The 19,302-nt window shown below is 66.0% G+C and carries 23 protein-coding genes, 1 tRNA gene and 1 pseudogene; 9 read left to right on the forward strand and 16 right to left on the reverse strand.

What is annotated here, in order from left to right:
* Positions 1-24: 24 nt before the first annotated feature.
* The gene (locus tag JQT59_RS03660) at positions 25-402 is read left to right on the forward strand and encodes a TfoX/Sxy family protein (RefSeq protein WP_213574630.1); all 378 of its coding nucleotides are present in this window, start codon (positions 25-27) and stop codon (positions 400-402) included.
* Positions 403-464: 62 nt separating this feature from the next.
* Here the strand turns inward: JQT59_RS03660 and JQT59_RS03665 are convergent.
* Positions 465-551 (reverse strand) — tRNA-Ser (locus tag JQT59_RS03665).
* A gap of 42 nt (positions 552-593) precedes the next feature.
* Complete coding sequence (locus tag JQT59_RS03670) at positions 594-1,076, reverse strand: MarR family winged helix-turn-helix transcriptional regulator (protein ID WP_109326123.1); 483 nt, start codon at positions 1,074-1,076, stop codon at positions 594-596.
* A gap of 123 nt (positions 1,077-1,199) precedes the next feature.
* On the opposite strand from JQT59_RS03670, the gene JQT59_RS03675 reads away from it, so the two are divergent.
* Complete coding sequence (locus tag JQT59_RS03675; RefSeq protein WP_213574632.1) at positions 1,200-2,195, forward strand: NAD(P)H-quinone oxidoreductase; 996 nt, start codon at positions 1,200-1,202, stop codon at positions 2,193-2,195.
* Positions 2,196-2,259: 64 nt separating this feature from the next.
* On the opposite strand, the gene JQT59_RS03680 is transcribed toward JQT59_RS03675, so the two are convergent.
* Positions 2,260-3,462: a cysteine desulfurase-like protein gene (locus tag JQT59_RS03680; protein WP_109326121.1), complete on the reverse strand. Its 1,203-nt coding sequence runs from the start codon at positions 3,460-3,462 to the stop codon at positions 2,260-2,262.
* 133 nt (positions 3,463-3,595) lie between these two features.
* On the opposite strand from JQT59_RS03680, the gene JQT59_RS03685 reads away from it, so the two are divergent.
* The 6 genes and pseudogenes from JQT59_RS03685 (at position 3,596) to JQT59_RS03710 (ending at position 9,209) form a co-directional block, all read left to right on the forward strand.
* Positions 3,596-4,177, forward strand: a complete 582-nt coding sequence (locus JQT59_RS03685; protein ID WP_213574634.1) for a bacterial proteasome activator family protein — start codon at positions 3,596-3,598, stop codon at positions 4,175-4,177.
* 48 nt (positions 4,178-4,225) lie between these two features.
* A complete protein-coding gene (wzm, locus tag JQT59_RS03690; protein WP_213574636.1) occupies positions 4,226-5,098 on the forward strand; it encodes a galactan export ABC transporter permease subunit Wzm/RfbD in 873 nt (290 codons plus the stop codon).
* A gap of 99 nt (positions 5,099-5,197) precedes the next feature.
* A complete protein-coding gene (wzt, locus tag JQT59_RS03695; RefSeq protein WP_249354095.1) occupies positions 5,198-6,139 on the forward strand; it encodes a galactan export ABC transporter ATP-binding subunit Wzt/RfbE in 942 nt (313 codons plus the stop codon).
* Positions 6,136-7,047: a galactofuranosyltransferase GlfT1 gene (glfT1, locus tag JQT59_RS03700; RefSeq protein ID WP_213574638.1), complete on the forward strand. Its 912-nt coding sequence runs from the start codon at positions 6,136-6,138 to the stop codon at positions 7,045-7,047. The genes wzt and glfT1 overlap by 4 nt, the downstream gene beginning before the upstream one ends.
* A 193-nt stretch (positions 7,048-7,240) precedes the next feature.
* Positions 7,241-8,273: pseudogene (gene rsgA / locus JQT59_RS03705) on the forward strand (ribosome small subunit-dependent GTPase A).
* A gap of 63 nt (positions 8,274-8,336) precedes the next feature.
* Positions 8,337-9,209 (forward strand): TylF/MycF/NovP-related O-methyltransferase, encoded by an 873-nt coding sequence (locus tag JQT59_RS03710; protein WP_213574640.1) that lies wholly within the window; start codon positions 8,337-8,339, stop codon positions 9,207-9,209.
* On the opposite strand, the gene JQT59_RS03715 is transcribed toward JQT59_RS03710, so the two are convergent.
* Together JQT59_RS03715 and JQT59_RS03720 are read right to left on the reverse strand one after the other, a co-directional pair.
* Positions 9,201-11,078 carry a glycosyltransferase gene (locus JQT59_RS03715; RefSeq protein WP_213574642.1) on the reverse strand — a complete coding sequence of 626 codons (1,878 nt, stop codon included), beginning with the start codon at positions 11,076-11,078 and terminating at the stop codon, positions 9,201-9,203. The two genes, JQT59_RS03710 and JQT59_RS03715, sit on opposite strands and share 9 nt — an antisense overlap.
* 80 nt (positions 11,079-11,158) lie before the next feature.
* On the reverse strand, positions 11,159-11,764 hold the full coding sequence (locus JQT59_RS03720; RefSeq protein WP_109326108.1) for a helix-turn-helix domain-containing protein: 606 nt from the start codon (positions 11,762-11,764) through the stop codon (positions 11,159-11,161).
* 92 nt (positions 11,765-11,856) lie between these two features.
* On the opposite strand from JQT59_RS03720, the gene JQT59_RS03725 reads away from it, so the two are divergent.
* Positions 11,857-12,813, forward strand: a complete 957-nt coding sequence (locus JQT59_RS03725; RefSeq protein WP_213574644.1) for an NAD(P)/FAD-dependent oxidoreductase — start codon at positions 11,857-11,859, stop codon at positions 12,811-12,813.
* 17 nt (positions 12,814-12,830) lie between these two features.
* Here the strand turns inward: JQT59_RS03725 and JQT59_RS03730 are convergent, their stop codons facing one another.
* The 11 genes from JQT59_RS03730 to rfbB form a co-directional block, all read right to left on the reverse strand.
* Positions 12,831-13,184, reverse strand: a complete 354-nt coding sequence (locus tag JQT59_RS03730; RefSeq protein ID WP_249354096.1) for a gas vesicle protein K — start codon at positions 13,182-13,184, stop codon at positions 12,831-12,833.
* On the reverse strand, positions 13,177-13,380 hold the full coding sequence (locus JQT59_RS03735) for a gas vesicle protein (protein WP_159918846.1): 204 nt from the start codon (positions 13,378-13,380) through the stop codon (positions 13,177-13,179). Before JQT59_RS03735 ends, JQT59_RS03730 begins: the two co-directional genes overlap by 8 nt.
* On the reverse strand, positions 13,377-14,165 hold the full coding sequence (locus JQT59_RS03740; RefSeq protein ID WP_213574645.1) for a GvpL/GvpF family gas vesicle protein: 789 nt from the start codon (positions 14,163-14,165) through the stop codon (positions 13,377-13,379). Before JQT59_RS03740 ends, JQT59_RS03735 begins: the two co-directional genes overlap by 4 nt.
* Positions 14,152-14,553: a gas vesicle protein gene (locus tag JQT59_RS03745; RefSeq protein ID WP_213574647.1), complete on the reverse strand. Its 402-nt coding sequence runs from the start codon at positions 14,551-14,553 to the stop codon at positions 14,152-14,154. Before JQT59_RS03745 ends, JQT59_RS03740 begins: the two co-directional genes overlap by 14 nt.
* Positions 14,550-14,840: a gas vesicle protein GvpO gene (locus JQT59_RS03750; protein ID WP_213574649.1), complete on the reverse strand. Its 291-nt coding sequence runs from the start codon at positions 14,838-14,840 to the stop codon at positions 14,550-14,552. Before JQT59_RS03750 ends, JQT59_RS03745 begins: the two co-directional genes overlap by 4 nt.
* 6 nt (positions 14,841-14,846) lie before the next feature.
* Positions 14,847-15,104, reverse strand: a complete 258-nt coding sequence (locus tag JQT59_RS03755) for a gas vesicle protein GvpG (protein ID WP_213574651.1) — start codon at positions 15,102-15,104, stop codon at positions 14,847-14,849.
* A gap of 3 nt (positions 15,105-15,107) precedes the next feature.
* Positions 15,108-15,896, reverse strand: a complete 789-nt coding sequence (locus JQT59_RS03760) for a GvpL/GvpF family gas vesicle protein (protein WP_213574653.1) — start codon at positions 15,894-15,896, stop codon at positions 15,108-15,110.
* Positions 15,896-16,303 carry a gas vesicle protein GvpJ gene (gene gvpJ / locus JQT59_RS03765; protein ID WP_213574655.1) on the reverse strand — a complete coding sequence of 136 codons (408 nt, stop codon included), beginning with the start codon at positions 16,301-16,303 and terminating at the stop codon, positions 15,896-15,898. The genes JQT59_RS03760 and gvpJ overlap by 1 nt, the downstream gene beginning before the upstream one ends.
* The gene (locus JQT59_RS03770; protein ID WP_213574657.1) at positions 16,300-17,409 is read right to left on the reverse strand and encodes an SRPBCC family protein; all 1,110 of its coding nucleotides are present in this window, start codon (positions 17,407-17,409) and stop codon (positions 16,300-16,302) included. The genes gvpJ and JQT59_RS03770 overlap by 4 nt, the downstream gene beginning before the upstream one ends.
* 4 nt (positions 17,410-17,413) lie before the next feature.
* Positions 17,414-18,073: a hypothetical protein gene (locus JQT59_RS03775; RefSeq protein WP_213574659.1), complete on the reverse strand. Its 660-nt coding sequence runs from the start codon at positions 18,071-18,073 to the stop codon at positions 17,414-17,416.
* 216 nt (positions 18,074-18,289) lie between these two features.
* A complete protein-coding gene (gene rfbB / locus JQT59_RS03780; RefSeq protein ID WP_213574661.1) occupies positions 18,290-19,294 on the reverse strand; it encodes a dTDP-glucose 4,6-dehydratase in 1,005 nt (334 codons plus the stop codon).
* Positions 19,295-19,302: the final 8 nt, after the last annotated feature.

Raw genomic sequence — 19,302 nt, forward strand, 5'->3', positions numbered from 1 at the left:
CCGAGCGCAGCGAAAGGACTGTTCATGGAGATGCCGAAGCCGACCGAAGCGGACAAGGAATTCTTCCGGTCACTGATTCCCGACCGACCCGGTGTCCAAGTGAAGCCGATGTTCGGCAACCTCGGCGCCTTCGTCAACGGCAACATGTTCGCGGGACTACTCGGACCGAGCGTCGGGGTCCGGCTCCTCAGCGAGCAGGCGAACGACGAGCTGTCGTCTGCGGACGGAGTCGGCCCGTTCGGACCCGGAGAAAAGCCGATGCGCGAATACCTCGCCCTGCCGGACCACTGGCGCGACACCCCGGATCAGGCCAGGCGGTGGCTCGAACGCGCGCTCGCGGAGGTAGCGGAACTGCCGCCGAAGGCGCCCAAAGCCCGGAAGTCTGCACGCCCTCGCGGGTAGAGGAATGAGAAGCGGCCCCGACCCGGCACGTGTGGTGCCGGGCCGGGGGCCCGCTTCTTCGGCGGAAGCGGAGGGATTTGAACCCCCGGTGGGTTTAACGCCACGCTCGCTTTCAAGGCGAGTGCATTCGGCCGCTCTGCCACGCTTCCGTGCGCGATCCTATCGGTAACGGTGTCGGCGGCTGCAACCGGTCAGCGGTCACCGATGGCTTTGTCTACCCGCTCGAACACCTCGGCGAGTACTTTGAGCTGCGATTTGGTGAGCTGATCGACGAGGTTGCGCCGGACCCCGGCTACGTGGGTGGGTGCCGCCTCGGCCAGTCGCGCGCGACCTTCGTCAGTGATGACGGCGAGAACACCCCGGCCGTCCTCCAGGCAGGTGTCCCGGGTGACCATGCCTTGCGCCTCCATGCGCCGGATCTGATGCGTGAGGCGACTGCGCGAGGACAGGACCCCGTCGGCGAGATCGGACATCCGTAGCGATCCGTCGGGCGATTCGGACAGCAGCACGAGAATTCGGTAATCGGCGAGCGACAGATCGTGCTTTTCTTGCAGATCCCTGTTGAGGACGTCCATGAGCCGCTGGTTGCCGTCCATATAGCCGCGCCATGCGCGCATCTCGGCCGGGGTCAACCAATTGGTCTCGACTTCGGCGTCGGAGGTTTCTGCTGTCACAGGTTCATATTCTAGTAGCCTGACGTTACTTTCCAGTAGCGTCGGGGCCCCAATCCCTCGATGTGACAAGCGGGATCGCTCGCAGGGACCGTGTGTCGCCTGGATTCGCTAACGTCGTCCTTCATGTATGCGATCACGATCGATCAGCCGGGTGGTCCGGAAGTCATGCGATGGGCGGAGCAGCCCGAACCCGAACTGCTACCCGGCCACGTTCTCATCGATGTGGCGGCTACCGCCGTCAACCGCGCAGATCTGACCCAACGCCAGGGGTTCTACCCGCCGCCGCCCGGTGCCAGCGACATTCTCGGCCTCGAATGTTCCGGCATCGTCGCCGAGGTCGGCGACGGCGTCTCGGAGTGGTCCGTCGGCGATCACGTGTGCGCCCTGCTCGCCGGTGGTGGTTACGCCGAACGGGTGGCCGTCCCCGCGACCCAGCTACTACCGGTACCGAAGGGCGTCGATCTCCTCGTCGCCGCTTCCCTGCCCGAGGTTGCCTGCACGGTGTGGTCGAACGTGGTGATGCGGGCCGGGTTGTCGCGCGGTGACGTCCTGCTAGTGCACGGCGGTGGCGGCGGCATCGGCACCCATGCCATCCAGGTGGGTGTCGCGTTGGGCGCGCGGGTGGCCGTCACGGCGGGATCCGAGGCAAAACTGGAACGCTGCCGCGAGCTGGGTGCCGACATCCTCGTCAACTACCGCGAAGCCGACTTCGCCGAAGAGGTGAAGAAGGCGACGGACGGACACGGCGCCGATGTGATTCTCGACAACATGGGCGGCTCGTACCTCGGCCGCAATATCGACGCGCTGGCGTCGGACGGACGGCTCGTCATCATCGGGTTCCAGGGCGGACGCAAAGGCGAGCTCGATCTCACCCGACTGTTCGCGAAGCGCGGCAACATCACTGCCACCGGACTACGCGGCCGTCCCGAGAACGGACGCGAGAGCAAGGCGGAAATCGTCGCCGACGTCCGAAACCGCCTGTGGCCACTTATCACCGAGGGCGCGATACAACCCGTGGTGTCGGCCGAACTGCCGATCACCGAGGCGCCGCGCGGCCACGAGCTGCTCGACTCCCCGGAGACCGTCGGCAAAGTGATCCTCACCATTCCGCGGCGCTGACACCCTCGCGCCGCCTCCCGCTGACCGAGTACCCCATCGGGTCAGCGGCGGGGCGGTGCGTACGTCAGCCCAGTGAAGCGAGTTCGCCGACGAGCTGATCGATCTCGTACCGCGTGGTGTACGGGGCGAGGCCGATGGTGACCGCGCCGCCTTCGTCGTTGACGCCGAGGGCGTCGAGGAGTCGGGATCCACCGTGGACGCCGCTGACTGTGGCGATGCGTTTGTCGGCCAGATGGGACGCCACCTTGTCGGCGGAGACTCCGGCGACGGTGAAGCTGAGGGTGGGTACCCGGCTCGGTGACCGGCCGATGACCATGATCTGCGGGAGCCTCTTGAGCGACGACATGAGGTGGTCGAAGAGGGTGTCCTGATAGTTCTGCAACGAGCTGATGGACGTCTCGAGCTTTTCCCGGCGTGATCCCGTGGCGGATTCGTCGAGTCCGGCGAGAAAGTCAATCGAGGTGGTGAGCCCGGCGAGCAGGGCGAACTGGTGTCCCCCGACCTCGAGTCGTTCGACGCCCCGCGCATAGGGGTTGAGCGAGACGGCGGGGATGCGGTCGAGGAGGGTGGGGTCGCGGAAGACGAGGGCGCCGACCTGCGGCCCACCCCAGGAGGTGGCTCCGACAGCGACGACGTCGGCTCCGAGTTCGTTGATGTCGACGTGGGCGTAGGGCGCGGCGCCGATGGCATCGACGACCATCAGACCGCCCACCTCGTGGACGCGATCTGCGGCAACTCGGACGTCGGGCGCGGAGCCGACGATCGGGGATGCCGCGGTGAGTGCGACGAGCCGGGTTGTGGTGGTGATGAGGTCCTGGAACTGCCAGCTGGGGAGTTCGCAGGTCTCGATCTCGACCTCGGCCCAGCGGACCTGGGCGCCGTAGCGGCCGGCCACGCGGAGCCAGGGCGCTACGTTCGCTTCTTCGTCGAGACGGGAGAGAACCAGCCCGGTTCCGAGTCCGAGTCGTGTGCTCAACGACTCGGCCAGCCAGGCGAGCAGGACGGCACGGTCGGGTCCGAGGACCACCCCGGCAGGATCACCACCGACCAGGTCGGCGACGGCGGCGCGGGCGGCGTCGAGCACTGCAGCGCTCCGCCGGCTGGACACGTGACGGCCGGTCGACGAGGAGGCGGACGCCCGGAACGCCGTCGAAACGGTGCGCGACACCGCGTCGGGGATCTGCATGCCGGCCTGAGGATCGAGATGGATCCAACCGTCGCCGAGTGACGGGATCAGTCCCCGTACGCGGGCAACGTCGTAAGCCATGCCCGACACTCTAGGACCCTGAGTCAATACGGTCGAAGCCAGCCGCCTCTTGTTGTGGTGTGCAACAAACCCTGAATGTGGAGAAATCGGACGCACCCGCGCATGCCCGAGCGCGAACAGACAAGATGGAGTCATGACGAACTCGGAGAATGAACACGTCCTCGTGATCGGCCCCGACGGTCAGCCTGTGGCCGTACCCGTCGAAGAGGCCGCGAAGCGATCCGCCGACGCCGAAGCCGGCGCCGAAGACAACGCGAAACCGGAGTCGGTGGCCGACATGGTCGAGCAGCCCGCCAAGGTGATGCGGATCGGGACGATGATCAAGCAGCTCCTCGAGGAGGTGCGGGCGGCACCTCTCGACGACGCCAGCCGCACCCGGCTCAAAGACATCCACAAGTCGTCGATCAGCGAGCTCGAGCAGGGGCTCGCCCCCGAGTTGCGGGACGAGCTCGAGCGCCTCACGTTGCCCTTCACCGACGACACCGTCCCGTCGGACGCGGAGCTCCGCATTGCGCAGGCGCAGCTGGTCGGCTGGCTGGAAGGCTTGTTCCACGGAATCCAGACCGCGCTCTTCGCCCAGCAGATGGCGGCACGCTCGCAGCTGGAAATGATGCGCCAGGGCGCCCTCCCGCCGGGCATCAGCATCGGCAACCCGCACCCGCCGCAGAACCACGGCGAGGGACACCAATCGAGCGGTACCGGCCAGTACCTGTAGCAACGGGCGGCGCAGCGTGGAAGTCGACTCCCGGTAGGCTCGGTGCCCGTGTCAGCATCCGCTATCGAATCCGAGGCCACAGGCGTTCCGCACCCGGTGTCCGACTCGCAGACCTTCCGTCGTGCGTTCAAGGACCTCCGGGACGGCTTCGCTCAGCGAGAGCTGTGGCTGAGCCTCGGCTGGCAGGACATCAAGCAGCGGTACCGCCGGTCGGTGATCGGCCCGTTCTGGATCACGATCGCCACCGGCGTGCAGGCTGCGGCCATCGGAATTCTGTACGCCGCGCTCCTGGACATCCCACTGCCGGAGTTCCTTCCGTACGTGACGGTGGGACTGATCGTCTGGAACCTGATCAGTGCCAGCATCCTCGAGGGCTCCGAGGTCTTCATCGCCAATGAGGGCCTGATCAAGCAGTTGCCGTCGGCACTGAGCGTGCACGTGTATCGGCTGGTGTGGCGACAGTTGCTGCTGTTCGCCCACAACCTGTTGATCTACGTGATCATGCTCGTGGCATTCGGCGTGTGGCGCGACTTGACGTGGACTTCGCTGGCCGCGATCCCGGCCCTGGGGCTGATCGTTCTCAACGCGGCGTGGGTGTCGATCATGTTCGGCATCTTCTCCACCCGTTACCGGGACATCGCGCCGATCCTCTCCAGCCTGACGCTGCTGCTGTTCGTGCTGACCCCGATCATGTGGACCACCCAGAGCCTCGAGGCGCAGGGTGGTCAAGCCGCCGAGCGGGTCAAGCTCGCCGAGCTGAACCCGTTGTTCCACTATCTCGACATCGTCCGGGCGCCGATGATCGGACAGGACCAGCAGGCGTACCACTGGTACATCGTGCTGGCCATCACCGTTGTCGGGTGGGCCGCCGCCATCCTCGCGCTTCGCAAGTACCGGGCCCGCGTGCCCTACTGGGTTTAGGGGTTTCGAGCAATGACAACGGTTGAGCGAAGCGAGGGGCAATGACAACGGTTGAGCGAAGCGAGCGGCAATGACAACTGTTGAGCGAAGCGAGGGGCGATGACGGAGCACGTGAGTATCGAGACACGGGATGCCTGTGTCGACTTCCCCATTTTCGACGCCAAGTCGCGGTCGCTGAAGAAGGCCTTCCTCGGCAAGGCCGGCGGTTCCATCGGCCGGAACAGTTCCGACGTGGTGGTGGTCGAGGCCCTGCGCGACATCACCTTGTCGCTGAAGGAGGGTGACCGGATCGGGCTGGTCGGCCACAACGGCGCCGGAAAGTCGACGCTTCTGCGACTGCTGTCGGGCATCTACGAGCCCACCCGCGGCAGCGCGAGCATCCGCGGCCGTGTGGCGCCGGTCTTCGACCTCGGTGTCGGCATGGACCCCGAGATCTCCGGCTACGAGAACATCATCATCCGCGGACTGTTTCTCGGTCAGACCCGTAAGCAGATGCTCGCGAAGATGGATGAAATCGCCGAGTTCACGGAGCTGGGCGAGTATCTGTCGATGCCGCTGCGCACCTACTCCACCGGGATGCGCGTGCGCGTCGCGATGGGCGTGGTGACCAGCATCGACCCCGAAATCCTTCTCCTCGACGAGGGCATCGGCGCCGTCGACGCGGAGTTCATGAAGAAGGCCCGGGTCCGGTTGCAGGCGCTCGTCGAACGGTCCGGGATTCTGGTGTTCGCCAGCCATTCCAACGAGTTCCTCGCCCAGCTCTGCGACACCGCGATGTGGATCGATCACGGCCGGATTCGCCAGCAGGGTGGCATCGAGGACGTCGTACGGGCGTACGAGGGGGATGACGCAGCCGACCACGTCCGGCACGTGATCTACGAGCTCGAACGGGAGAAGGCCGGCTTGACTGCTCCCTCGCGTTCGTACGAACGGGACGCTGGTGGCGCTGGACCGAACGAACGTCCCGTTCGTACAGGGACAAGTGCGAACACGAGCACGAGCACCGGTACGGGCACAGGCACGGAGGCGGAGTCCGCGTGAGCGCTCCCGCCGAGCGGATCATCGGCGTCGTCGTCACGCACAAGCGCCGGGAACTGCTCGCGCAGTCGCTGAAGGTGCTGGCGTCGCAGACTCGGCCGCTCGATCATCTGGTGGTCGTCGACAATGCCGCCGAGGACGAAGTGCGGACCCTCGTCGAGTCTGCGGGTATTCCGACCAGCTACCTGGGGTCGCGGCACAACCTCGGTGGTGCGGGAGGCTTCGCACTCGGCATCCTCTATGCGCTGTCGCTGGGCGCCGACTGGGTGTGGCTGGCCGATGACGACGGCCGTCCCGAGGGCGACGAGGTGCTCGAGACCCTGCTCGACTGCGCGAACCGGCACGGGCTGGCCGAGGTGTCGCCTGTCGTCTGCGACATCGACGATCCCGACCGCCTGGCGTTTCCGCTGAGACGCGGGGTGGAATGGCGGCGGCTTCGTTCGGAACTGCACAAGGACGGTGACGACTCCGCCGATCTGCTGCCGGGCATCGCCTCCCTGTTCAACGGCGCACTGTTCCGTGCGTCCACGATCGACGCGGTCGGGGTTCCGGATCTGCGCCTGTTCGTGCGCGGTGACGAGGTGGAGGTGCATCGCCGGCTGGTGCGGTCCGGTCTTCCCTTCGGAACGTGCCTGCAGACGGCATACGTGCACCCGAACGGCGCTGAGGAGTTCAAACCGATCCTCGGCGGCCGGATGCATACGCAGTACCCCGACAACGAGGTCAAGCGTTACTTCACCTACCGCAATCGGGGATACCTGCTGTCGCAGCCGGGAATGCGGAAGCTGCTTCCCCAGGAATGGGTGCGGTTCGGGTGGTATTTCCTCGTCACACGGCGTGACGTGCAGGGATTGCGTGAATGGATGCGACTGCGGAAGCTGGGACGCCGGGAGCGCTTCGAGCGGCCGTAAAATCGGTTGTCCGACGTTCCGTCGGGTGGGATCCTGATTCTCGAACGGTCCGGAAAGTGTCGCGAAGGAGTGAGTGTCCGATGATTGTCTCGTCGGTCGACGCCGCGTGCGTCCACACTCCCCCTTCCTTCGCCTGACCGAACCCTGATCGTGGTCCGGTCGGCACTTCACCGACCTGAGGATTCCACTCATCATGTTCAACCCTGGACAACTCCTGGCTTACGGCTGGAACGACACCCTTCCCTTCGACGACTACACGACCGAGGGTTCCGAGCCCGGGCGCGTGATCCGCGTCGACCGCGGACGTTGCGACGTCGCAACGTCTTCGGACATCGTTCGTGCCGAGAACGGCGAGCATGCGCTCTGCACCGGCGACTGGGTCACTGTCCGTACGAGCGGTGACACGATCGTTGTCGCCGACCTGCTCCCGCGGCGCAGCGCCATAGTCCGGTCCGCCGCCTCCGGCAGATCCGACGGCCACGTGCTCGCCGCGAACGTCGACACGGTGGTGATCGCCTCCGCTCTCGACACCGACCTCGATCTCGGCCGCATCGAACGACTGCTGGCACTGGCCTGGGAGAGCGGTGCGACGCCGGTAGTCGCTCTCACCAAAGCCGATGCTGCCGAGGATGTTTCCACCGCAGTCACCGCCGTAGCTGCAGTCTCGCCCGGTTCGGTGGTGCTGGCGGTCAGCGCCGAGACCGGCGACGGCGTCGCTGCTCTGACCGCATTGATCGACGGCACCATCGCTCTGATCGGACCGTCCGGTGCGGGCAAGTCGACGCTCGCCAACGCGTTGCTCGGCGCGGATCTGCTCGCCACAGGCCGTGTTCGCGAGGGCGATCACAAGGGTAGGCACACGACCTCGCACCGAGAACTGCTGCCGCTTCCGCAGGGTGGCGCCCTGATCGATACGCCGGGCCTGCGCGGTGTCGGCATGTGGGACGCGGCGGACGGCATCGACAAGGCGTTCCCCGAGATCGACGACTGGGCCGCGCAGTGCCGGTTCCGGGATTGTTCACACGAGACGGAGCCGGTTGTGCGGTGCTGGCCGCGGTCGAGCGCGGCGATCTTCCCGAACGACGAATTGTCGCTACCGCAAGCTGATTCGCGAGAACGGCTGGATCGCGTCACGGGCCGATGCCCGGCTACGCGCCGAGCGGGAACGGGAGTGGAAGATCATCGCCCGCGGGCATCGCCGGATGTATCGAACGCGCGGTCACTGACACCTGCCCAACTCGCATCCCGGTTCGGCCCTGAGCCGGGATGCGACCTGGCAGCATGGATACATGTTCGAGGGATTTCGGCGAAAGGCCAGACTCAAGCTTCAGCGCGCCGTGTATGAGGTGGTGGCCGAATCGGATCGGCGTTCTCGCGAGTTGCACGAGAACCAGCACGATCAGACGCTGGCCGAGCTGTCCGCCACCAATAAGGAACTCTCGCGCGTCCTGTCGGAACTGTCGGATGCCCGGATGGAGGTATCCGACGTTCAGCAAAGGCTCGGCGAACTCGAACAGCAGGCTCGTCGCGACATCACGCAGGCCCTCGATGTCGGAGCCACCAACCAATCGGCGGCGTTCGTGCTCGAGCACATGCCGAAAGCTCCCGTGTTCTGGAATCCCCACGACACGCTGCGGTACGGATTGTCCCAGGTGCAGATTCCCGGAATGGCGCTCGAGTTCGGTGTCGCGTCGGGTACCACCCTGCGGATCATCGTCGAACAGCTCAAGGATGCCCAGCACGAGGTTTTCGGCTTCGACGTGTTCTCGGGACTGCCGCAGACCTGGCGTACCGGCTTCCCGGCGGGCGAGTTCGCCCAGGAGAAGATGCCCCAGGTGCGCGGCGCCCAACTGGTCCCGGGACTCTTCGAGGACACGCTCGCCGATTTCCTCGACACACATCCGGATCCGGTGGCTTTCGTGCACCTCGACGCCGACCTGTATTCGTCGACCAAGACGGTGCTGGACCGGATCGGCCTCCGGCTTGTCGCCGGAACGGTGATCGTCTTCGACGAATTCTTCAACTATCCGGGTTGGCAGGAACACGAATACCGGGCGTGGAGGGAATTCGTCGACCGCACGGAAATCGGTTTCGAGTACCTCGGTTACACGGCCAACCACGAGCAGGTGGTCGTGCGGATCACCGAACCGATATCACGATGACGCTTGGTTCATCTGCTCGTAGAGCCGGGTCCAGTTTTCACGGCTGGTGAGGGTGGGCATCTCGGCACGGAACGCCTCCGCGACGGTTGGCGCCTCCGCCCGGAATCGTTTCATCACTCCGGCGAGGCGGCCACCCATCTCGGCAGCGAGCTCCCTGTCGTATTTGCGTTCGCGCACACCGGCTTGCGACGCGTCCGTGACATACACGTGGTCGAACCGTCCGACATGCCACCACCGCGCGTCCTCGTAGGAGATCGCGACGGGCCCGCGCTCGAGGCGTCCGCGAAGGTGGGCGGCGGCTCGTTTCGCGAGCACCAGATCGTCCCAGCCCGCCTTCGGAGGCGGATCGGCTCGACGGAACCGGACGCCCGCCGGCAGCTCGGACACCGGCCTGGCGATGGTCTCCGGGAACCGGGTGCGCTCCTTGTTGATCATGGCGAGAGCTGCCTGCCCACCATCTGCGAGGGCATTCGGGCCTTCGAGGAAGCCCTCGATCGCCCGCAGCTGCGTGTGCGCGAGGCCGTATTGCAAGCTCACGATCGAATGACTGATTTCCCGGCTGAGCTGCTTGGCCAGGGATGTCGGCGCGAAACCGGGGTCGAGGGCAGCGGTGATCAGCCCGTTGCGGGTGCTGAAGTAATGCGCGAAGCCGTCGACATCCTTCCAATAGAAATCGGCGTGCCAGACCCCGGTCGACGGCAGGGTGATCGTCGGGATGCCCGCCCGGCCGGCCCGCAAGCTGTATTCGACGTCGTCCCACTGGAAGAAGACGGGCAGCGGCATCCCGATCTGCCGGACCACTTCGGCCGGGATGAGGCACGACCACCAGCCGTTGTACTCGGCATCGATGCGGCGCTCGGGCAGTTTCTTCAAAACGTTGCTGTTCCGGACTCCGTATTTGTCGGTCGGTAGCCCGCGCCGCAGCGTCGCCAGATCGGCGCGTTCCCCGGACGCCAACAGGTAGTTGGGGTTGTACAGGAACAGCATCTGGGCGCCGATCAGGGCCGGGTCGGTGGTCATGTTCGCGAAGGCGCTCAGTCGCAACACGCTCTCCGGCTCACACAAAACGTCGTCGTCCATCAGAAGGACATCGGCATGCGGGCCCGCGGCGGATGCCTCGTAGAGGCCACGACTGAAGCCGCCAGCGCCGCCGAGGTTGGCCTGGCGGAGGTAGTGCAGCCGGTCGCCGAACTTCGGGGCGACCTGTTGGAACAGTTCGCGGGTCTCCACCGGATCGGTGCCCTGGTCGACGACGTACACCGCGTCGAGGGAAGAGAGCACCCGCTCGTCGGACGCGAGGGCGGCGACGGTGTTGGCGCAGTCGTCGGCCCGGTTGAACGTACAGATCGCGATGGCCACCGGCCGGACGGTCTCGGGAGAGGCCACCGTCCACTCGATGTCGGCAACGGTGACGCCGCCCTCGAGCGCATCGAACTGCAGCCACAAGGCGCCGCCGTCGGCGAACTTGTCGAGTTTCGCGGTGAGGGTGACCGTGCCGGAACCGGTGATCACCTCGGCGGCGATGATGCGGCGGTGCCCGCCGATGTCGGAGGCCAGGAGCTGCGCCCGGCAGTGGTCTGCGGCGTCGATCCGCGCTGTGGCAGTGACCTCGGCCGCAGTGGTCCATCGCTGCCAGTAGCTGGCCGGGAACCGGCCGAAGAAGGTGTTGGTGTGGACGGTGGCGCCGGCGTGCAGATGTAGTGCGAAGCGGGTACGGGTGGACCCGCCCCGCTTGACCACTGCGTACAGGTCGTCGTTGACGATCGGTGAGGTGCCCGTGAACGGTCCTCGCTGCGCGACGAGTCGATCGGACACCGCCCGGTGCTCGGTCAGCTCGACGTCGGAAACGGAGGCGTTCGCTGTATCCACCCGGGCAGGGTATCGCGATCGAGACCTTCGCCGCGGCTCAGCCCGCCTTTCCGGCTGGGTGGTGCGCCCGGTCGTGCCGGTCAGAGCGCTGCATCCCCGGCGGGCCGGGCCCGGACGTGGGCCCGCTCCCCCTGCGGCCCGAAAAGGCTCAGTATTTCGACCGGCTCGGGACCAGGGTTGCCGAACCAGTGCGGTACATGCGTGTCGAACTCGGCCACCTCACCCGCGGTGAGGATCACATCGTGTTCTCCGAGCAGAAGGCGAAGCCGCCCGGAGAGGACGTAGAGCCATTCGTACCCCTCGTGGACTTGCAACTGCGGTTCGCTCGGCGACGGCTCCCGCGCCGGGATGACATGCTTGAACGCCTGGATTCCTCCCGGTCTGCGGGTGAGGGGAATGATCTTCGTGCCGAAACGCTCGATCGGCCGAAGGTGGACCCTCGGGTCACCGGTGGCGGGCGCGTCGACGAGTTCGTCGAGCGGAAGCTGGTGCGCTCGGGCGAGGAGCAGCATCAGCTCGAGCGTGGGTTTGCGCTGACCGGACTCGAGGCGGGACAGGGTGCTCACCGATATGCCGGTGGCGTCCGACAGTTGCGCCAGCGTTGCGCCGCGCTGCTGACGGAGTGCCTTCAGGCGTGGACCCACGGCGTCGAGGACACCGCCGAGGTCGGGAATGTCGTCGCTCATACCCTCATCTTGCCATCCCGGCAAAAGAGTTTGTCAATGCTGCACGAAGTGCTGGAGAGTTCGATTCCGAAGCCCGAACGAAGGAGGACGCAGTGAAGGACAACTACGACGTAGTCATCGTCGGTGGTGGCGCAGCAGGACTGAGTGGTGCGCTGGCCCTGTCCCGGGCACGGCGGTCGGTGCTGGTGATCGATGCCGGCGCCCCGCGCAACGCCCCGGCGGGGCACATCCACAATTACCTGGGCCGCGAGAGCACTCCCCCGGCCGAATTGCTCGGCATCGGACGCGGCGAGGTCGCTTCCTACGGAGGCGAGGTGGTGACCGGCACCGTCATCTCCGCCAAGACGGCCGAGGACGACGGCTTCCGGGTCACCCTTGCCGACGGACGTTCGGCCTCGGCCCGGCGACTGCTGGTGACCACGGGATTGCTGGACGAGCTGCCCGACATTCCCGGCGTGTCCGAACGATGGGGCCGCGATGTGCTCCACTGCCCGTACTGCCACGGGTGGGAAGTCCGGGACCAGCCGATCGGCATCCTGGCGAGCAGCCCCTTCTCGATTCACCAGGCACTGATGTGGCGGCAATGGACCGACAAGGTGACGCTGTTCCTCAACGACGCGATCGAGCCAACCGGTGAGGAGTACGAGCAGCTCGCCGCCCGGGACATCTCCGTGGTCGACGGAAAGCTGTCGGGCCTGACGGTGGCCGAAGATCGCCTCACCGGTGTCCGGTTGCACTCCGGTGAAGAATTCGCCTGCGCCGCAGTGGTGGTCGCGCCTGTCTTCACCGCGCGCGCCGACGTGCTGACCACACTCGGGCTGGTGCCCGTGGAGCAGCAGATGGGCGGACACGTGGTGGGCACCTATATCGCCTCGGATGCCATGGGCGCCACGGCCATTCCGGGCGTGTGGGTCGCGGGAAACGTGGCGGACCTCAAAGGACAGGTAATCGCGTCCGCTGCAGCGGGACTCAATGCTGCGGCGGCCCTCAATGCCGATCTGATCGCGGAGGACACCCGCCTCGCCGTCGCAGCGAGAGCCGGGCGGTAGCCGGACGGGCGTACCCGTCACTCGTGGGACAGCAAAGGTCCCAGTGGTCCGAGATCGATATTCAGGTCTTCGGGCGTCAAGCCGAAGTGCTCGCGCAGTTCGGCCATCCGCTCCTCGAGGAGCATCAGTGTCGTGCCGATCCGCTCGATCTGCTCGTCGCTCAGGTCACCGTTGTCCACCCGGCGCAGTGCCTGGCGTTCCATCAGCTGACGGAGCAGTTCCACGAGAGTGAGCACGAGGGTGACGAGGCCGCGTTCGACCGACTCCGGGTCGGCGTCGATACGCTGCGGCAAGACCCGACGCCCCTGGCCCGTCAGCGCGTCGAGCTCGGCAGCCGGCGGGGTGTCGCTTCCGGGTGGGGTGTCACTCATCGCCGGCTTCCTGCACTTCCGGCACCAGGGCACTCACCGAGGCGATCAGCGTGCGCAGCGAGATGCGGACCATGTCGACGTCGGCGAGCGACAGCGTGATCTCGCCGGTAATCACCACCCCACCACCGAGCACTCGATCGAGGAGGTCGACGAGGGCGATCTGCCGCGTGTCGTCGGCAGGAACCATTTCGCTCATGGGTTCACCTGCTCGATGGTCGCGAAGGAGTACGGAGGCCACGGACCGGTGAGTTCCAGGGTGATACCGGGATGTTCGGCGTCGAGTTGGGTGACGAGGGCACCGAAGTCCTGCGCCCGCTCGTCGTCGACGAGGTAGGTGCCGTTGAAGATCATCCACGCGCGCTTCCCGGTCAGCGCCGGATCGGTGACCCGCTGTCGCCGTCCGTCGACCGCGTTTTCGACGAGCGCGGCGTGAATTTTCGCGGCATGCTCGGCCGCCTGCCGTTCGACGTTCTGCCGCGCGGCCAGTTCCGCACGCCGGCGCAGCAGATACGCCGTTCCCTTGCCGGGACCGCCCTGCGCAACGCGCTCATCGGTCGCCGCCTGAGCCAGCGCGGCGGCGTCCCCGTACGCCTTGACGCCCCACTCGCTGCGACCGGTAACTCGCTCGAGTGCGGCAGTGAATTCCTCCCGCCGATCAGCGAGCAGGCCACGAACCCGGTCGTCGTCGAGATACAGGGTGGCGAGTCGCAGCGGAACGGTGGGACCGCAACGCAGTACTGCGCCCACCACTCGGTCGTGTGCCCTGGCCGTGGCCGCCAGCCAATCGAGGTCCTCGAGATTCCGTTGCAAGGAGTCCTCCCCGAACTCGCTGAGACTGACCGAGCCCACCACCGCGACCAGGCCCTCCGAGGCGACCGCCCGCACCGGTTCACCGGCCACGCCGGTAACGCCCTCCAGTTGGGCATCGCCGACGCCGTCGAAAGTGATGCCGTAGAGCCAAACCCCTTCACTGCGTGTCATCGTCGGTGTCCTGACGTTGCCCCTCCACTTCGATCGACTCGGCACCTCCCAATGCGGGCGACACGGAGCGGTCGGACTCGAGTTCGGCGATTCGTTCGCGCAGCCGGGCGTTCTCGATCTCGATGCTGCTCTTCGAGCCCGTCAGCCAGGGATCGTGTTCCCACCAGTCGATGCCCACCTCCTTCGCTGTTTCCAGTGAGGCGATCACCAACCGCACCTTGATGGTCAGCAGTTCGATATCGAGGAGATTCACCTGGATGTCGCCGGCGATCACCAAACCCTTGTCGAGGACTCGCTCGAGGATGTCGCCCAGATTCGTCGATTGATGACCGCCGCCGAGGCCGCCGCCCTGCGACATGGGCCCCGAACCGCCCCCCGCGACGGTCATGAGGCTGCGCCCCCGTTATCGGTGCTGCCGCGCATGTAGCGCCGAGTCCGGCGGTAGGACAACAGTTGTCCGTCCAAATCCAACACCACCTCGTACAGCGCAAGCATGTCCGCAGACGACGGAATGCGCCGGTCCTCGACCACCTCGACCTCGACGGTCCACCCGTCGTCGCTGGGCATGACGGAGGTGGCACCGAGAGGCTGCTTCCCGGTCAGCTTTGTGATGTCCCGCAGAGCGACCTGGGCGATCTCGGGCGCCGGCAACGGTGGTGGCTGATCCTCTGCCATGATCGGTCACTCCTTCTGCCGGTTATGCGGGCTGGTCGCGGCCCCGGAGGTCATCCGATCGAGGATGGCCTGTTGCGCCTGTTCTTCTTCCTCGGCCGTGATGTCGCCGCGTTCCCGGGCTTCCTCCAGCTCTTCGAGTTCGCGGCGGGCCGTCGCCGGGTTGTGCACCTCCTGTTCGACCTGACGTTGAATCACCTCGGCCAGCGAGATCACTCCCCGCACCGGCGCCAGTGGCAGAGTGAACACGAACGACAGCAGGCCCATCGCTCAGCCCTCCGGTGTCTGCGTCACCACGAAGTCGTAGGGGGCGAGCGGGCCGAGCACTCGCATCTCGACCCGGCCTTCCCACTGTTTGGCGAGTTCTCCGACTGCCTCTTCCAATTCCCCCTGCCTCTCGACTTCGACGAGCACCGCCACTTGCGCGGCATCTTCCTCGTGCGTCGGTTCCCGGACGTTGACCGAGTCGGCCAGCGGCGTGAGTGCATCCACCACCGTGCGGGTGTCCTGCTCCCGTTTGGCCGCGATGGAGTTGTTGACGATTTCACCGAGGGCCATCCGGGCGTCGCGGGTGGCGTCCTCCGGCTGATCACGGATGGTGTCGCGGAGGTCGCTCGCCTGCTGGTTCTCGCTGATAACCTCACGCAGGATCGCCTTCTCGACGTAACGCCCCTTCACCACGTACTGCGCCTTGCCCTCGAGCTCCTGCAGCGCCGCCGCGAACTCGTCCGCGTGCTCGCCGAGCAGTTCCTCCTTCACTGCGTCGGCGTCCGTCAGGACCGCGCCGAACCTCAACGGAAGTACCGGCGCCACGCGGGAAGTGCCGTCGAGGATATGTGCGTGCACCCGCAGATCTTCCGGTTTGCCAAGTGGCCGATCCACCGACACCTCGCTGACGAGCGCCGCGATATCCCCCTGCTTCACGACGTCGACCTTGGAGTCGCACATACCGACGGCATCGGCTTCCGGCTCCACGTCCGCCGGGACGATCCCGTACACGTAGAAACCTTTCGTGCCTTCCCGTTCCGGCGCATCGGTAGTTTGGTCAGAAGTAGACATCACCGGTCTCCCCGGCTCGATTTTCGTGTAACTCTTTCCGGTTGTTCCTGTTCACCTCCGAGGAGATCACCGAGTTTCTCGCCGGCGGCCTCGAGGGCGCCGCGGGTCTTCGACTTGGCGCCTCCCTCCGTGACGTCCTGGACGAGGTCCGGTAGTCCTTTCGGCTCGTTGTCCCCGATCTCGAGCCGATTGACCGCCTCGGCGAACCGCAGATATGTGTCGACGCTTGCGACCACGACGCGTGCGTCGATGGTCAGCAACTCGATGCCGACCAATGACACACGGACGTAGGCGTCGATCACGAGACCCTTGTCCAGGATGGTGTCCACGACGTCGGCGAGGCTGCTGGAACTGGGTCCACCACCCACTCCGCCGCCACCACCGGCCGGTTGCACTGCCGTGGTCATCGGGTCGCTCCTTGCTTCTTACCGGCCGGGGCCGCCGAGCGCCTGCGGGCGCGCCGCTTGGGCGGCGGCGCCTCCTCTTCCTCGGGCTCCGGTTCGGGTTCTTCTTCGACTTCGTCCTGCTCGGTGTCGTCCGCGTCCGACTCTTCCGCTTCCGGCTCCTCCGCGTCCGGCTCCTCCGCTTCGAGCTCGTCCTCGTCGAACTCGTCGGCTTCCGCTTCGTCTCGCCCGGTGTCGTCCGGTTCCTCTTCCTCGGACTCCCCCGGCTCGACCACCTGGCTGTCGCGGATCTCTCCGGGCCAGCCCTCGATTTCGTCCGGGTGCAGCACCGTCTGGGTCATGACGTGACGCCGGAAGTGCTTGAGTTCCAATCGCACTCGCCGACCCTGCGCACGCCAGATGTTCCCGGTCTTCTCGAACAGGCCCTTGGGGTGGTATTCGAGAACAACGAGGATGCGGGTGAGGTCCGGCGTCAGCTCGTGGAAAGTCACCGCACCGTCGATGTAGCCCTTGTCACCCTTCGAGCGCCAGATGATGCGCTCAGCGGGGACTTGTTCGATGATCGTCGATTCCCACGTCCGCCGCGACCAGAAGACTTTCGCCTTCCACTCGAGCTTCTCGTCCGATACCTGCTCCACTTGTTCGAGCTTCTTCATGAACTGCGGGAAGTCGGTGAACTGAGTCCACTGGTCGTAGGCGAGTTGCACCGGAACACCCACATCGATTTCTTCGATGATGTTGGTGAGTTTGAGCTTCTTGCCTTTGCCGCCGCCACCGCCACCACCCGTGATCGCTTCCTTCAGGTCGGACGCCTTGTCCTTGACGAACTGTGTGGCGCCCGCAGCAGCGGACTTGACCGGGGATTCGCCTTCGGCCAGTTTCTCGGAGCCGGTGACCGCAGCGAGGAGCCCGCCACCGCCGCCTTCGGCGTACTCATTGAGCCGCCCGGAGGTGGACAGAACCTTGCTCGACACGGACGTCAGCGCCCGTTCCGCGACGGTGCCGACCAGCTTCTGTACCGCATCCTGCAGTGGGGACGACGCAGAGGCGCCTTTCTTCCCGCCGGACGACGCCGTGTCCTTCACCTTGTCAGTCAGATTCGTAGTCATCGCTTTACCTCCGCCCGCGGCGCACCGGCGCTGCATCGGTGGGGGCCTGGGCCCTCGTCTTACGAACGCGCGGCGCAGGCTCATCGCCCTCATCGGCGGCCGACTCGGAACGAGACTCGCCGTTTCGAGAGCCGGCTCCACTTGTCGCCCGGCGACGTGCTGTCGGACGGCGGACGGCCGGCTCGGGCTCGGGCTCGTCCTCGTCCTGCTCGTCCTCGATCTCAGCTTCCTCGTCGGCGTATTCGTCCTCGGGCTCCGCATCGACGGTCGCTGCATCGACGTCGTCCTTGCGCGAACGCCGCCCCTTCTTGCGAACGACATCTCCCACACCGGCAACGTCCGCGACGCCGCCCACGGTGTCGGTGAGGCCCTCACCGCCGGACTGGAGCCGGCTGTTGAGCGATTCGATCCGCTGGCTGGCCGCGGTGACCGCCGCAGCCCTCGCGGCGTTGAGCAGTTCTCCTCGGACCGATTCCCCGATTTTGGCGACTTCCGGGGAGCTGGCGAGCATCTTGGTGCCGCGTTCGAGCAGCACCCGCGGTCCGCCCGGAAAGCGTCCGGTAGCGCCCGCGGCTGCGAGCATCAGTGCCATCTTCATCCGGTGGGTGCGGCCGAGCATGTATCCCGCGCCGACAGCTAACGCCACCTGACCTTTAGCCTTCATTGTCGAACCCCTTTGTCCGAATATTCGCGGGCACCTCGTGGTCGGCTTCGACTCGTCCTGCAGAACCGCTCGATCGGGGTGCGCCCTTCCGGTCTACCCCACCTGATGGACGCTCAACCACGATGTGCACGCGATCTTTACTGCTACCGCGGGTACTACCTGCGGTTTCGCCGAAGAGCAACAGGATACGAGGCTCGGTCACCGGGGCACGCGCACTCAGCCGATGACGGATTCCTTTGCAGAATAGACCTTTTCGGCAGATTCCTTCTGCGCCCGCCACCACGGTTCGTTGTCGCGGTACCAGCGCACGGTGGCTTCGAGTCCGCCGCGGAAATCCGCGTACTGAGGCGTCCACCCCAATTCGGTGCGGAGCCGCGTCGAGTCGATTGCGTAGCGGAGGTCGTGCCCGGGGCGGTCGGTGACGAAGTCGAGGTCGTCGATATCGCGGCCGAACAGCTCGAGCAGCGTTTCGACGACGGTCCGGTTGTCTACCTCACCGTCCGCACCGATCAGGTACGTCTGGCCGATGCTGCCCTTTTCGAGGATCGTCCACACAGCCGAGTTGTGGTCGTCGACGTGAATCCAGTCGCGCACGTTGCGGCCGCTGCCGTACAGACGCGGCCGGACCCCGTCGATGAGGTTGGTGATCTGCCGCGGAATGAACTTCTCGACGTGCTGGTACGGGCCGTAATTGTTCGAGCAGTTCGAGAGCGTGGCCCGCACGCCGAACGACCGCGTCCAGGCCCGCACCAGCATGTCGCTCGACGCCTTGGTGGCCGAGTACGGGCTCGACGGGTTGTAGGCCGTCGATTCGGTGAACCGCTGTGGGTCGTCGAGCTCGAGGTCGCCGTACACCTCGTCCGTGGATATGTGGTGATAGCGGACGTCGTGGGCACGCACCGCCTCGAGCAGGGTAAACGTCCCCATCACGTTGGTGTGCAGGAACGGCGTGGGGTCGGCCAGCGAGTTGTCGTTGTGTGATTCGGCCGCGAAATGGACCACCGCGTCCGACGCCGCGACCAGGCTGTTCACCAGCGCACCGTCGGCGATGTCACCGTGGACGAATTCGATCCGATCGGCGACCGGGTCGAGTGAGCGTCGGTTGCCGGCGTACGTCAGGGCGTCGAGCACGGTCACCTGCACGTCGGGCCGCTCGGCCACCGTCCGGTGTACGAAATTGGCGCCGATGAACCCCGCGCCGCCGGTCACGAGAAGCCTCATGGGCACCA

Origin of the sequence: Rhodococcus sp. USK13, from assembly GCF_018343855.1 — a bacterium.
GTDB classification, from domain to species: Bacteria; Actinomycetota; Actinomycetes; order Mycobacteriales; family Mycobacteriaceae; genus Rhodococcus_F; species Rhodococcus_F oxybenzonivorans.